Source organism: Neobacillus sp. DY30, from assembly GCF_030123065.1.
GTDB lineage: Bacteria > Bacillota > Bacilli > Bacillales > Cytobacillaceae > Neobacillus.
The window spans coordinates 1,340,496-1,352,914 of record NZ_CP126093.1 but is presented as its reverse complement, the minus strand read 5'-3'; the positions used below and the strand labels follow the sequence as shown (position 1 = coordinate 1,352,914).

Annotated in this window: 16 protein-coding genes and 1 pseudogene; 4 read left to right on the top strand and 13 right to left on the bottom strand. The window is 41.3% G+C overall.

What is annotated here, in order from left to right; genetic code table 11:
- Window positions 1-27 precede the first annotated feature (27 nt).
- Window positions 28-1,050: a GGDEF domain-containing protein gene (locus QNH29_RS06615; RefSeq protein ID WP_283864026.1), complete on the bottom strand. Its 1,023-nt coding sequence runs from the start codon at window positions 1,048-1,050 to the stop codon at window positions 28-30.
- Between the two features lie 222 nt (window positions 1,051-1,272).
- On the opposite strand from QNH29_RS06615, the gene QNH29_RS06610 reads away from it, so the two are divergent.
- Complete coding sequence (locus QNH29_RS06610) at window positions 1,273-1,935, top strand: FMN-dependent NADH-azoreductase (RefSeq protein ID WP_283864025.1); 663 nt, start codon at window positions 1,273-1,275, stop codon at window positions 1,933-1,935.
- Window positions 1,936-1,972: 37 nt separating this feature from the next.
- Here QNH29_RS06610 and QNH29_RS06605 read toward each other — a convergent pair whose 3' ends face one another.
- A complete protein-coding gene (locus QNH29_RS06605; RefSeq protein ID WP_283864024.1) occupies window positions 1,973-2,974 on the bottom strand; it encodes a DoxX family membrane protein in 1,002 nt (333 codons plus the stop codon).
- Window positions 2,975-3,122: 148 nt separating this feature from the next.
- Here QNH29_RS06605 and QNH29_RS06600 point away from each other — a divergent pair, with 148 nt between their 5' ends.
- Together QNH29_RS06600 and QNH29_RS06595 are read left to right on the top strand one after the other, a co-directional pair.
- A complete protein-coding gene (locus QNH29_RS06600; RefSeq protein WP_283864023.1) occupies window positions 3,123-4,274 on the top strand; it encodes a GGDEF domain-containing protein in 1,152 nt (383 codons plus the stop codon).
- A 160-nt stretch (window positions 4,275-4,434) separates the two neighbouring features.
- The gene (locus QNH29_RS06595) at window positions 4,435-5,697 is read left to right on the top strand and encodes a sensor histidine kinase (protein ID WP_283864022.1); all 1,263 of its coding nucleotides are present in this window, start codon (window positions 4,435-4,437) and stop codon (window positions 5,695-5,697) included.
- A gap of 40 nt (window positions 5,698-5,737) precedes the next feature.
- On the opposite strand, the pseudogene QNH29_RS06590 reads toward QNH29_RS06595, so the two are convergent.
- The 6 genes and pseudogenes from QNH29_RS06590 to QNH29_RS06565 form a co-directional block, all read right to left on the bottom strand.
- Window positions 5,738-5,890, bottom strand: a pseudogene (locus QNH29_RS06590) (sporulation protein YhbH); the annotation flags it as partial.
- 52 nt (window positions 5,891-5,942) lie between these two features.
- Window positions 5,943-6,098, bottom strand: a complete 156-nt coding sequence (locus tag QNH29_RS06585; protein WP_283864021.1) for an LIM domain-containing protein — start codon at window positions 6,096-6,098, stop codon at window positions 5,943-5,945.
- Between the two features lie 58 nt (window positions 6,099-6,156).
- Complete coding sequence (locus tag QNH29_RS06580) at window positions 6,157-8,526, bottom strand: type IV secretory system conjugative DNA transfer family protein (protein ID WP_283864020.1); 2,370 nt, start codon at window positions 8,524-8,526, stop codon at window positions 6,157-6,159.
- On the bottom strand, window positions 8,527-9,111 hold the full coding sequence (locus QNH29_RS06575; RefSeq protein WP_283865547.1) for a M23 family metallopeptidase: 585 nt from the start codon (window positions 9,109-9,111) through the stop codon (window positions 8,527-8,529).
- 28 nt (window positions 9,112-9,139) lie between these two features.
- Entirely contained in the window at window positions 9,140-9,553 is a 414-nt protein-coding gene (locus tag QNH29_RS06570) for a hypothetical protein (protein WP_283864019.1), read from the bottom strand.
- Between the two features lie 111 nt (window positions 9,554-9,664).
- On the bottom strand, window positions 9,665-9,877 hold the full coding sequence (locus QNH29_RS06565; protein ID WP_283864018.1) for a hypothetical protein: 213 nt from the start codon (window positions 9,875-9,877) through the stop codon (window positions 9,665-9,667).
- Between the two features lie 179 nt (window positions 9,878-10,056).
- Between QNH29_RS06565 and QNH29_RS06560 the strand changes: the two genes are divergently transcribed.
- Window positions 10,057-10,281 (top strand): helix-turn-helix domain-containing protein, encoded by a 225-nt coding sequence (locus tag QNH29_RS06560; RefSeq protein ID WP_283864017.1) that lies wholly within the window; start codon window positions 10,057-10,059, stop codon window positions 10,279-10,281.
- Window positions 10,282-10,317: 36 nt separating this feature from the next.
- Here the strand turns inward: QNH29_RS06560 and QNH29_RS06555 are convergent, their stop codons facing one another.
- The 5 genes from QNH29_RS06555 to QNH29_RS06535 all read right to left on the bottom strand — a co-directional run bounded on the left by QNH29_RS06555 (window position 10,318) and on the right by QNH29_RS06535 (window position 12,419).
- A complete protein-coding gene (locus QNH29_RS06555) occupies window positions 10,318-10,641 on the bottom strand; it encodes a hypothetical protein (RefSeq protein ID WP_283864016.1) in 324 nt (107 codons plus the stop codon).
- Window positions 10,642-10,742: 101 nt separating this feature from the next.
- Window positions 10,743-10,934: a phage holin gene (locus QNH29_RS06550; protein ID WP_283864015.1), complete on the bottom strand. Its 192-nt coding sequence runs from the start codon at window positions 10,932-10,934 to the stop codon at window positions 10,743-10,745.
- Entirely contained in the window at window positions 10,934-11,797 is an 864-nt protein-coding gene (locus QNH29_RS06545; RefSeq protein ID WP_283864014.1) for an N-acetylmuramoyl-L-alanine amidase, read from the bottom strand. The genes QNH29_RS06550 and QNH29_RS06545 overlap by 1 nt, the downstream gene beginning before the upstream one ends.
- 97 nt (window positions 11,798-11,894) lie before the next feature.
- Window positions 11,895-12,191, bottom strand: coding sequence for a holin (locus QNH29_RS06540; protein WP_283864013.1), 297 nt, complete (start codon window positions 12,189-12,191; stop codon window positions 11,895-11,897).
- Between the two features lie 36 nt (window positions 12,192-12,227).
- Window positions 12,228-12,419 (bottom strand): hypothetical protein, encoded by a 192-nt coding sequence (locus QNH29_RS06535; RefSeq protein WP_283864012.1) that lies wholly within the window; start codon window positions 12,417-12,419, stop codon window positions 12,228-12,230.

Genomic DNA, 12,419 nt, shown 5'->3' with positions numbered 1-12,419 from the left:
GCCACATAAAGTGGTACCGATTCTTTTTTATTTTGTCAGCATATTCATTCGCAAAATGGCCTTTTCCTTCATTAACGGAGTAAACAAGGAATAACAGTTTCTTCCCTGCTCTTTCGAATGATACATGGCTAGGTCCGCGTTTTTAATTAAATCTTCCATATCTTCACCATGTAAGGGATGCAAACTGATACCTATACTTGGCGACACGATAAACATATGTCCATAAATAGAAAATGGTTCTTTCATTACTCTTAATATTTCTTCACATGTTTCAAATGTCTCATCTACTGACATAATTTGTGGCATCAGGATTACAAACTCATCCCCGCCAAATCTTGCCAAAACATTATCAGCTGAGATGACGCCTCTTAACCTGTTCGCAACAGCCTGTAACAATTGGTCTCCAGCTTCATGTCCCAGACTATCATTAATTACTTTAAAATAATCTAAATCTAGCAAAAGAACACCCTTTATCTGTTGTATACTATTACTCGAATGGCAATTTTTCAGGTAATTTTTTATAAACCAGCGATTTGGTAATCCTGTTAAAGCATCGTGGTAAGCCATATGTGAAATCTTCTCTTCGGCTTTTTTTAAATCGGTGATATCCAATCCAAAGCCGAGTAAAAAGTCCTGATTTGATTCTTCCAGATGGATAATGGTTTTTCCAGTAAGCATATAACCTTCTTTTCCCTGAAATTCCATGACTACCTCATTGGTTTGAAGGGTACGCTTCTCCCATACTTCCAAGTCAATTTCACGCTGTTTCACAGCAATGATTTTAGGAAAAAAGTCAAACACTGTTTTCCCAACAAGTTGTTCCCCATCTACACCATGCGCTTTACAGGCTTGTTCATTTACAAATATCGTTTTACCTTCAGGATCCTCTAAGAAAATATTTATTGGCAGGGCATCAAGAATCTTCGAATGGAGGGATTTATTCATGCGGAGGCTCTTTAAGAGCTGTTTTTCTCTATACTCTAATTCTTCAACTCTTCTTCGTAACCTCTCTACTTCACTTTCATCGGTATTGTTGGAATTTAGGTTCATGAGTAATTCCGCCTTTTAATTATTAAAATCTTCTAATACTTTTAACTTTATCATATTGCAATTACTGTTTAGTTTTCCTAATGAATTCTAACAATTTAATGAAATAATAGATGATACAATCTTCACTTAATGTTCACGAACTTCACCTATTGTACAAAATTGGGCGTGATTTTTCTTTTATAATGATAGTAAGTGGTTATTAATCAGATGGGATGTGTTTAAGTGGGAAAATTATTATATATTACAGCCAATCCTAAAGGGCCGGAAAAATCAAAAGGTCTGAAAATCGGTGAAGCTTTTATCAATACCATCAAAGAATTATCCCCTGAAACGGAAATAAAAACGATTGACTTATTCTCTTTAGATATTGCTCATATGGATGCCGAGTTAGTGTCTGCTAGAGGTAAACTAGCGGGTTATGGTTATACACTAGATCAATTAACCGACGGTGAGAGAGAGAAAATCTTAAAAATGCATGCACTTGCTGATGAATTTCTTTCTTTCAACTACTATGTCTTTGTATCGCCGATTTGGAATTTAAGCTCACCAGCGGTGTTAAAAGCATACTTAGATAACTTGTTTATTGCTGGTAAAACATTTGCACATACAGCGAATGGTCCGAAGGGTCTTTTATCTGGTAAAAAAGCTATTCACATCAATACCCGCGGCGGCCTATATACAGGAACACCCATGAAAGAGTTAGAATGTGGTGACCGATATTTAAGAATTGCACTTAATTTCCTTGGCATTGAGGTAATGGATACAATCATTGCAGAAGCATTAGATCTCTATCCTCAAAAGGTCCCTGAAATTGTAGAAAAAGCGAAAAAAGAAGCCATTGTTGCAGCAAAAGAAATGATAACGTCCCCTATTTTACTTTCATAGCCTGAAAAGCTTCCTTAAAATAAGGAAGCTTTTTTCTCTATGCAAAACGATAATAAATGAGAAGGAAGGTTGCCAAGGTAAAAACAAAATTTAAAAATACAAATACCATTTGAGAAATTTTTGTTCTATGGATGTTAATTGGCGGATCATAAAACGATACTCCCTCTATGATAAAAATAATTAAGACGATATGAATCATCAGGTGTCCGATAATCTCTGTTACACCAAACAACATGGTCGTTGAAATAAAAATCAACGTCAGCACAAAAGCTAATAGACGATTTAGAATACCCACAATCAGCAAATAACCTACAACAAATTCGATAAAAGCAGCAAGTACTATAAATGTAGCTGGAGAAAAACCAAATGTTGGAACACCGTGCTGATGAATAATATCCATACTCATGGCAGGATAGACCCATTTCTCAACCGCCACCCAGCATAATGACAATCCTGTCCCTAAGTATAAAAAAGGAAATCCCCAATCTTCGAGTTTCGTTTTTCCTACTAATAATACACCAATAATGGCTAGATAAAAGCCATAGTCAAGCATATGGAATAAACCGGAATGGGCTAATTGATAGAAAAATAAACCCAACAAGATAAGAGCACCAGCTTTTGTCGCATAATGAAAAGGAATTAATAACAAGATAATTGTTATCCACATTAAAATTTGTACCATTTTGTTCGTGATAGCAAATTCCGGAGCAAAAATAGTCCCGGCCAAAACCTGAATAATTAAAGCGATCGCCGTACCATATTTTAGAATGTATCTTGAAGATTTCCGGTATTTGTCCAGTAAAGTGTCAATTTTTTTTGTGATTGGTACTTTATCGAGCACAGGTAAAAGCTGAGTCAATACAGCTAGCAATGCTGCCACTAACACGGTAATCATCATAAACATTGGCGATAGGATGTTTTCAATCTCTTCTTTTTCCGGTGTAACTTCTGTAAACCACTTTACATGTGCTTCAGCCAATAAAGGTGAACAAATGATAACAAGAATCAAGATTATGAAGATTTTAGCACTATTTTTCATTAGAACCTCCCACTAACATACTCATCTATATCGTTTTCGGATGTTAACGTAAATATTCTATTTAATAAATAATCTGCACTCGTTCATTCACAGTAGAATGTTTTTCTTCTATAATAAGTGAAGGAAGAAAATAATTAGGAGAACATGAATGATAAAAGAATTTTTTTCAAATACAACCATACTAATAGCTTCCTTTACAGTAATGGGCCAAATTTTTAAAAACCGGCCATTACATCATTCCTCATCAATGAGTACAAAACTTTATTGGGGGGTCTGTTATGGTATTTTAGGAAATATATTAATGCTATTTAGTTTTCAAATTAATCCCACCACCATTGCAGACCTTCGTCACCTTGCAATAGTAGTGGCTGCAGCTTTTGGCGGATGGGTTCCATCCATCATTGCTTCTGGATTAATTGCGATAGGAAGAATATTTCTTTTTGGCTTTACTGACACTGCCTTTGTAGCAGCAATCAGCGCGTTCCTAACAGGAATTGTATGTGGCGGTTTTTCTAAATTAAAGATTCAGCCAACCTTAAAAGCATTTTTTATGAACCTAATTGGTTTATTTTTTATTTCTATTGTGTTTGCCCTTTATATTAAAAATATAAACACGCTTTTAAATGTTTTATTTTCACATTATCTTATTTCTTTAATCGGTGGATTTTTCGCCTATCACTTATCCATTTACATAGCAAACTCAAATAAAGCAGTAAGAGAACTAAATCTTAGCCTAATAAAATTACAGCAAAGTGAACAGAAGCTAAATAAAGCAAATGAATTTTTAAATCGTCTTTCTTATTTAGATGGTCTTACCGGTATCGGAAATAGAAGGCATTTTGATGAAGTTCTGAACAAGCAATGGTCTAGCCTGCTTTTAACCAATTCACCCATAACTCTTTTAATGTTTGATATTGATTACTTTAAAAAATATAACGATACATACGGACACCTTGCAGGGGACCAATGCTTGCAAATTATTACTTCCGCAATACGAGACCTTCTTGCTAATAACCCTTATAGTACATTTTGTCGTTATGGCGGTGAGGAATTTGCCATTATCTTTACTAAGACGAAGTTGGATAAGGGCATTGCTATGGCCGAATTGATTCAAAAAAAGGTTCAAGCACTAGATATAGCCCATAGCAGCTCGGAAATAGCTGATATTGTTACAATTAGTATAGGTATTGCCTCGATCTTCCCCAGCTCCAAAACACAGCCAAATGATTTAATCCATATAGCGGATACTTGCTTGTATACTTCGAAAATAAACGGAAGGAATAGGATCTCAACAATATAAATAGAAAACGGAAGGATTATAAATCCTTCCTATTTTACATAATTCTACATTTCCCACTTCTTTTCATGTATTTATTCGAAATAATTAGTAAATTTAGTTGTAATAGGTCGAAGTTAAATGTAAAATTTTTCTTATAAGCCCTTGGGACGGTGAGGTATAGATGGAAATTACGAAACACCTTTTCTTAAATCTTTCCATTTTAATAATATTGCTCCTCTTTTGCTTAATTTGGCTTGATCGAAGTACAAAATTTACGTTATCAAAAACGACTGTGATTATCATTTCTGTCTTAGTCTTATGGATTTGTATTCAGTTCTCCTATAATCCCGTTCCTTATGCACGATATGATTTAAGAATTATTCCAATTGTCATTGGCGGGTTATATCTTGGTATCGGACTAATTACTGTGATGGCAATGATTATCATTCGAAGTTTTTATGGCTTAGATACGGGTCTACTTTCAACAATCGTTCTATACGTTCCACTTGCTATTGCATTTTTTCGATTAACGCCTTGGTTTTGGAAACAATCTTCTAATCGCCGAATCACGGTTGCTATAAGTTTAGGAATCATATTAGGGATCCTAACCACTGGGGGAGAATTGTTTAAATATACAGGCAGCCCTTGGTATGATGTTTTGATTGCCTATTTTGTTATCCCCCCGCTGGGTATTGGTCTGATTGCCTATTCGATTGAATATATCAAAAAAAGTGTGGAGCTAAAGTCTGAATTAATCAAAGTAGAGAAACTAAAGGCTGTTGAACAAATGGGTGCGGCCATCTCCCATGAAATTCGGAATCCACTGACGGCTGCAAGCGGATTTGTCCAATTACTTAGCGATGATTATCTTCCACGACATAAACGCCGGGAGTATCTCTCCATTGTAAAAGACGAGCTTAATTCTGCTGAAAGAGTCATTCAAGATTATTTAACCTTTGCCAAGCCATCCTTAGCTTCAATCGAAGAACTAAATGTCAAAAGTGAACTAAAGCAAATTATTAGTATTCTAACTCCAGTGGCAAACCAAAATTCCGTTGAAATTATCACTAATTTTTCAGTGATTGGCTTTATAAAAGGTGATAGACAACGCTTCCGCCAATGCTTTATTAATATTCTCAAAAATGCTGTTGAGGCAATGCCAAATGGAGGGCAGCTATATATTGAAACTCATTTTAGTCAAGATTATGTAACAATTAAGATTAAGGATACGGGAATAGGAATGACCTCCGAACAACTTGAACGACTCGGTGAACCCTATTATTCAACAAAAGGGAAGAACGGTACAGGGCTTGGTATGATGGTGGTTTATAGTATTGTACGCGCAATGCATGGGTTCATCCGGGTGGAAAGCGAACTCGGGTCTGGCACGACATTCTTTATTAAATTTCCAACCATTACCTCTATCAAAAAAATTGAAAATTAACTAAAAAAGAAATCGACAGGCATAGTACCTGTCGATTTTTTTAGGCATACATTTTATTTTCTTCTTTTTGGAAAAAGCTCTTCATCGCATGGAATACATCCGCTTTTTGTTTGAGAATATAATAGCGGAACTGCTCATCTTTGATATTTTTGTAGGCTGACATTAATGTGGAATGACGGTTATACTGATTTAAACGTTAACGCTATACACGGTAGCCCAAAATAAAAACGCCTGACTAGGCGCCTTTACTTTCCTTGATAGCAAGTACCGCAATAAATCCGTCCGCCTGCTTCGTAGGTTTCCGCATCTCTCAATTTTTGACGGCAATCATAACATTCGTAAGAGTCACGTCCATCATAATCGTAAACTGACGCCGAGTTTCCCGTGTTGTAATCGCTCATGTTAGTTCCCCTCTCCGCTGAATTTCTTCTGTTAATGTCTATTCCGATGCCGTTTCGATTATGCCTTCGCTTTCTGCTTTATACGTTCATCGACTTTGCCCGGCAACTTCGTAATAAATCTCGAATACCCTTCGCGACACTTAACGTAATTCATTGCGTGATATGGCTTCATGTTCGCCAAGTCCTCCGCAGTGAACGGGTATAATTCATCCTTAAGTTCCTTATAGTTATCCTTATCACAGCCGGCGATTAACATATAGGACGTATTAGCCGAGCGTAGTTCTTTTCGCATATAGTCGAGCTGATTAATATAGTGACAGCTTATGATCGGCTTGCAGATGAACTTCGCTATTTGCGAAAGCTTTGACGTCATAAACTTTTCGGTGTTCTCCACTTGGTAAATTTCGTCAATCACGATGTTTACTTTGCGTCGATCCTTTTTATCACGGAATCTATCTGCGCGAATCTGAAGCGCGAGCCATATTTTCGTAATCCAGTAGGTCGTCGCAATATCTCGCTCGCCTTGCGTCGGAAACTTCGATTCAGGCATGCGGATACAAATCACTTGATTCTTTTGCATTTCCTCGACCAAATCGACGTTATTATCAATGTCGCGTTTCAACATCATTTCCATTTGCGTATTCCGTTTTAGGACGGACAGCCTATCGATAATGCCGGCGATTAAATTTAGCTTAGTTCCGATAATCACTCCGTCCTTCTTTTCGTCAAGCTCCATTAGCGACGCCATGTATTCCTCCATTAACTCGTATTGAGTTTTCGGTACTTGGCGCAAAAACTCGTAGCGCTCGTGGTGACTCTGCAAGACTCGGAACACATCGCGAATACTGCCGGTATTAATAAACACAACCAAGGACGCCGCCTCAAGATATCGCTCCATTTTCGGAGACAGTCGGCTTTCGTCTACGTTAATTGCGTTAATCAGTGCGAGCAAATTTGCCGTCTGCCTCTTGGCGTTCTCATATCGTTGGAATACATCGTCGGTATGACCGACTTCGTTATAGCCGAGCCCTTGCAATAATTCCGGATCACTGTTATCGATATTCAGCACTTTAGACTTCGGAAACAATGCCGATATCTCGTCGCTGAGCTCGCAGTTTTCGATAAAGTCAAAGATAATTACGCACTCGCCGTTTTCAATAGCGTCGATACTAAGGTTGCCGATTAAGTTCGATTTGCCCGCGCGAGTCGGTCCGATTAGCAACGTTAGCAGATTGCGATAATGCTCGTAGTTGCTGAGGTACGCTTTTTGCTTGGCGCCTCGATACGTGCTCTCGCCTATACACATGACGCCTTCCCGCAAGTCCTCCGGCACCTGCGTCTCTTGCGTTTCTACCTTTTCGATAAAGTTATAGCGTTCGAGAATGTCGCGCCCAGCCATCGCAATAAAGTTCTGCGCCTCCTCGTCGCCAATCTTATTTACCTCCGCGCCAGCTATCGAGTAATCCGTAAACTTGAACGGTTTCCGCAAAGGCTTCGGCACCAGCCGATTATCCTCCGTAATCGTTTCGAATGCCTGAGTTAAACTCCTGGCATTATTCCGTTGCCTTAGCCGGTCCTTGCTTTCGCTCATTACGACAACCTGCGTATTGAGGACGGTTGCAGTCGCCTTCTTACGCGTTGATTCGCTGATTTGCTTGCCGCCGTTTAAGCGTTCTATTAGCCCCTCTAAGGCGTTGTATTCGTTACCCTTCCGCTTACCTTCACCGCCGTTTAATGCGTCTGCTAGGTCGTCAAATAGCGCTGAAATCACGCCTACTGCCGTCTTTAATGCGTAGGATACTCCAACCTTATTACGGTCAGTCGGCAAGCCACGTTTCACCTTGCGGATAGTTGCCTCGTAAGCGCTCCGCCAGCTAAATTGTGACGTTGGCATAAAGTTATAAAATACGCCGACCTTGTCGCCTTCTTCCATGACATCTACGACGTTTAGCTTGGAGCGAAGTAGGTCATCATTGCGACGATCGGTCGCCAGGCTGAGCGCGTCCTCTTTCGCATATGTCAGCGAATATTTCGTAGCAGACTCGGAAAAACTAGGCATGTCAGCGACGACTTTTGCCGTTATATTACTCCACGAGTCGCTGATTTTTTCTTTGATTAGCGTTAAGTAGTTGCGTGGTATGACGAAATAAAACTCGACCTTCTTCTTTTCGATATAAACGTAGTAAGCGACTTTGGCGTTCATATCGACGGAGTATTTGGTTCCGAACATAAACTCGCGACCGAGCGCCTTAATTACCTTTGCCTCTTCCTTGCGAATGTTTTGCGTGATGTTGCGATAAAGGGATGCGATAGACTTGGCGATTTTGTGAGTGGATTGATTGCGGATAGAGTTGTTAGGAGTGAGGCGCAGATATACGTATGAAGGCTTTACCACGTTGATATAATCCGAAAATTTAATGCGTTTCATTTAAACCCCTCCGAATAGAAACTTCAGCAGAATATTTACTACGATTAGCACGCCAGCCCATCGCCCACCATCGCGCCAGCCTGCGACTTTTAATATAATAAGAACGGCCGACCCGATTAGTGTAGCGCCTAGCAGGAAGTCTTTCAAGGCGTCAAATATGCCGAGAGCGATCTCGACCGTCATGTCGGCAGCCTTTTCGCGAACGGACTCCGTGCCTATTGCGATTACTTTTCCGAGTGGTCCTAGATGGTCTCCGCTGATACTCGCTAATTTATCTGCGTAAGGTGTCGGGTCGACTACGTTGCCACTTGCGTCCTTTAATCCGAAATGTAAATGCGGACCTGTCGAGTTGCCGGTATTACCGCTAAGCCCAACGATATCGCCTGCGTTTACTTTATCGCCAACATGTGCTTTGACTTCGTTCATATGGCCGTATATAGCACGCGTGCCGTCCGGCATTTTCACCGACAGGCCTTTGCCTATTAAGCCCGTTCCGTCGTAAACTCGGTCGACTACGCCGTCAGCAACGGAGCGAAGCGTTGTTCCTTCTGGCATGGCGAGGTCGATTCCGGAGTGTGGTTGCATATTGCGTACCGGCGACAGCTCTCCGAATTTACCCGTTAGTCGAAATTTCATTCGTATTCAACTCCCTAAATATCGAATCGACTTCATTCATCGCCCACGGCAGACCGAACAAGAAAACATAGACGATTAGATACGAAATGAAACCTTTTTTCGCCGAGTCGAAATCTCCGCTCGCCATGTTCTTAATAATATCGAAGCCTCCCTTGAAAATAATGACCCACTTGCCAATACTTAACAACTTCGAATATAACTGTTCTGCGCCGGCCTCGATTCCGCTGCTCGCTAACGCAGACCCTCCGCTAGCCAACAAGATAATCGTAATGCCTGCGACTTTATAAACCATTCCGTATTTCTTAAAATGTCGTTCAACTTTTGCGCTGAACGGTTCCGCCTCTTGCTTCCGCAAAAACTCGCTTATTGATCCGACCGTCTGTACCTTCATCCGGACATCCCTCCGCTTAAAATAAATTCATTGTAATACCGCCTGGACACGCATATTTCCGCCACTACCCGCATAAGCTGACTTAAGAAAGAGTCAGCGTCCTTGGGCGCCCTACGGCTCGATAATGATACCGGATAATTGCGTCATGCTCATCTTATGGGCTGGCGCTTTTTTCGTTGATACGACGCGACTTCCACGCTCCATATCGCGCTGGATAAGCCGCTTAATATACTTCGAAAATGCTCCGTTATCCATTGCGTACTTGTATAACTGGCTCTCGAATGGGTCCGTTAGGCTGAACGAAACTGGCTGAACTTTGCGCATAAATACCGCCTCCTAAACGTGTGATACATCCGTAATACCTTCGGCGAATCCGTTTGGTGTTACGTTTGTAATACTACTGTATGGGCGACTGGTCGTCCGTGATACCACAAATTTTGCGTCCGTATAAAAAAAGTTATTTTTGTACATGCTGTTGTTAAAAACGTTGAGGTGGACGCAGCATGTTCGGATTAGGAAAGCCGCGCAGTAAATTCGGTAGATTTTTGGACAGCAAAGGTATTGAGCAGAAGGAAGTCGCAGAAAGAGCGAAAGTTAGTGAGATGACATTGACGAGGTTGTGTAACGATAAGGACCACCAGCCGAGGATTTCGACGTGGGTGAAGATACAGCGCGCGCTCAAATCGATGGGCTACGAAGTGGATCGTGATAAGTTTTTCGATATTTAAACGAAGAAAAAGCCCCGCTGCAATAGCGAGGCTGTTTTATTTCCAATTAACTACCGTTAAGTTTTGACACTTCGAACATTTAAAATTCTCCACGCCTTTAACGACCGGCTGGCGCTTCTGGCAATGCGGACATTTTACTTGTTGCTTGCCGGATGATAAATAAATAATGCCGAGCGATCCGAAGAACAACGTAATACCTGGAAAGATGCCGATAATGGTTGCGAATAGTAAGCACGAAATAATGATTCCGATTATGCCGACAGTATAGCCGATTACCTTACCTAAGCCACGCGCCATTCCGTCCTTCTTTCGTTTAACATCAATCATTAACTTTTCTTGGCCGACTACCTGCGCTTCCATTTCGGTTCCTCCTCGTAGAATCTCTTTGGTTAATTTTACCTCATATTTCATATGTATGCAAGGGCAAGCGTAAATATTCGTCGCTTGCCGTTACTTTGCGTCTATTTTCCGTCTTTGAAACCAGTTCCGCTCGTCGGGTTATTGATAACGCCCGCTAATACGAGTACAGTCAGTACTCCGTTAACGATTTCGTTGTACTTATCCTCCGCAATCTCGATCCCAAACGCCTGAGCTACGATTAAGCCTAGCGAAGCAATCGCAATCCATAATGCGTAATTCTTAAATCGATTCATTACTTATCCCTCCATTTCGCAGCTTCCTCGCGAGTTAACAGCCTGATATTACTATCGAATTTGCTTAACTCCGCCATGCAATCACGGAAGTTCTGCGCACTTGTATCGAAAGGTCCAATTAGGAATATGATAGAGCCGTCAGGACCGCGTTTCACATCGTAGCCATGCGCGCCTTTAAATAAGAACGTGTGGACTTTCTGCAGGCTGTCGTAAGCATATCCACCGGTATACATGTAGCGGATTGTCGGTGCTGCTTGCGTTTGTGCCGCCTGTACTGGCGCAACTGGCTTCGGTTCGACTTTTCGTTTTAGTCCGTAACTCTCTGCGATACCTGCCGCCGCTGCCCGCCCTACTTTGGAACGATAGGCGTCCGTTTTCATTAGCGCAAGCTCTTCGGCATTCGTCATAAATCCGCCCTCAATCAAAAGCGACTCCATCTTCGTCGTGCGTAAGATTTGAAAGTCAGCCGTTTTAAGTCCTCGGTTTTTGCGTCCCGTTGCGTTAATGATGTGATTGTGAATACATAGCGCGACTTGACGGTTGTGTGCCGTAGTGCTCGGATATACAAACGTTTCTACACCGCTTGCCGTCGTTGGTCCTGCGTTGCCATGAAAAGAGACGTGCAGGTTTGCGCCCCAAGCATTCGCCTTTTGCGCTCTCTCCGAAAGAGGAACATCGCGCTTGCCAGTCGGATCATCGACCCGCAACTGCTCGACCGCTTCATACTTCGATAATTCGTCCATGAAGTGCCGTACACATCCGTCGTTAAATTCCCATTCGTACATGGAGCCGTCGAGCGCTCGCTTACCTGGCGTCACTCCAAATCCGGCATGACCTGCGTCGACTGATACTTTTATCGTCATAAATTGTCACTCCTTTTATTTCGTGCTATACTAAAGACAAGGTCGGCGCCGTGTTATTCGATTGTCAAGGCGTAAAGCACGGTGAGCCGACTCCCACTTAAAAAAGACTTATAATTAATCCCGCTAAGCCAATCGCAATTGTTACCGCAAGTCCAATGGCCCACATTGCGACTTTTTTTATGCCCGCAAATCCTTCGTCTACAGTCTTCGATAATTTTTCGATATCCTCTGTGTTATCTTCCGACTTTAGCAGTGCTTCGTCTGCTTTCTTTTCCGCACGTTCCGCCGTATATTTAACGTCATTAAAGAAGTCTACTTTCGTGTCAATCCGCACCAGCCATTCGCGAATGTCGGATATCTTATCGTTAAGTTCTCGGTTATTCGGTTCCGTCATACTTACGCCCTCCCCTCTTTGCATATAAATAACGCCCTAGATTGGCGCGTAAGATAACGTTAATTGCCCGTTAAGTACCTTGTAGTTTGGTATATTCTGTATTACGATTTCAACGTCTTCCTGTAGGTAAAAGAAGTACTGATACTGGCGCATAGGGATAACACGATCTCCTAGCAGACTATCGACTATCTTGCCGTCATCGTCAACATCACAAAACAATAGACACAT

Bases quoted from the DNA above. Each gene is read 5' to 3' on its own strand.
- QNH29_RS06615 (WP_283864026.1), bottom strand. From the start codon at position 1,050: ATGAACCTAAATTCCAACAATACCGATGAAAGTGAAGTAGAGAGGTTA.
- QNH29_RS06605 (WP_283864024.1), bottom strand. From the start codon at position 2,974: ATGAAAAATAGTGCTAAAATCTTCATAATCTTGATTCTTGTTATCATT.
- QNH29_RS06600 (WP_283864023.1), top strand. From the start codon at position 3,123: ATGATAAAAGAATTTTTTTCAAATACAACCATACTAATAGCTTCCTTT.
- QNH29_RS06595 (WP_283864022.1), top strand. From the start codon at position 4,435: ATGGAAATTACGAAACACCTTTTCTTAAATCTTTCCATTTTAATAATA.
- QNH29_RS06585 (WP_283864021.1), bottom strand. From the start codon at position 6,098: ATGAGCGATTACAACACGGGAAACTCGGCGTCAGTTTACGATTATGAT.
- QNH29_RS06580 (WP_283864020.1), bottom strand. From the start codon at position 8,526: ATGAAACGCATTAAATTTTCGGATTATATCAACGTGGTAAAGCCTTCA.
- QNH29_RS06575 (WP_283865547.1), bottom strand. From the start codon at position 9,111: ATGCAACCACACTCCGGAATCGACCTCGCCATGCCAGAAGGAACAACG.
- QNH29_RS06570 (WP_283864019.1), bottom strand. From the start codon at position 9,553: ATGAAGGTACAGACGGTCGGATCAATAAGCGAGTTTTTGCGGAAGCAA.
- QNH29_RS06565 (WP_283864018.1), bottom strand. From the start codon at position 9,877: ATGCGCAAAGTTCAGCCAGTTTCGTTCAGCCTAACGGACCCATTCGAG.
- QNH29_RS06560 (WP_283864017.1), top strand. From the start codon at position 10,057: ATGTTCGGATTAGGAAAGCCGCGCAGTAAATTCGGTAGATTTTTGGAC.
- QNH29_RS06555 (WP_283864016.1), bottom strand. From the start codon at position 10,641: ATGGAAGCGCAGGTAGTCGGCCAAGAAAAGTTAATGATTGATGTTAAA.
- QNH29_RS06550 (WP_283864015.1), bottom strand. From the start codon at position 10,934: ATGAATCGATTTAAGAATTACGCATTATGGATTGCGATTGCTTCGCTA.
- QNH29_RS06545 (WP_283864014.1), bottom strand. From the start codon at position 11,797: ATGACGATAAAAGTATCAGTCGACGCAGGTCATGCCGGATTTGGAGTG.
- QNH29_RS06540 (WP_283864013.1), bottom strand. From the start codon at position 12,191: ATGACGGAACCGAATAACCGAGAACTTAACGATAAGATATCCGACATT.
- QNH29_RS06535 (WP_283864012.1), bottom strand. From the start codon at position 12,419: ATGTGTCTATTGTTTTGTGATGTTGACGATGACGGCAAGATAGTCGAT.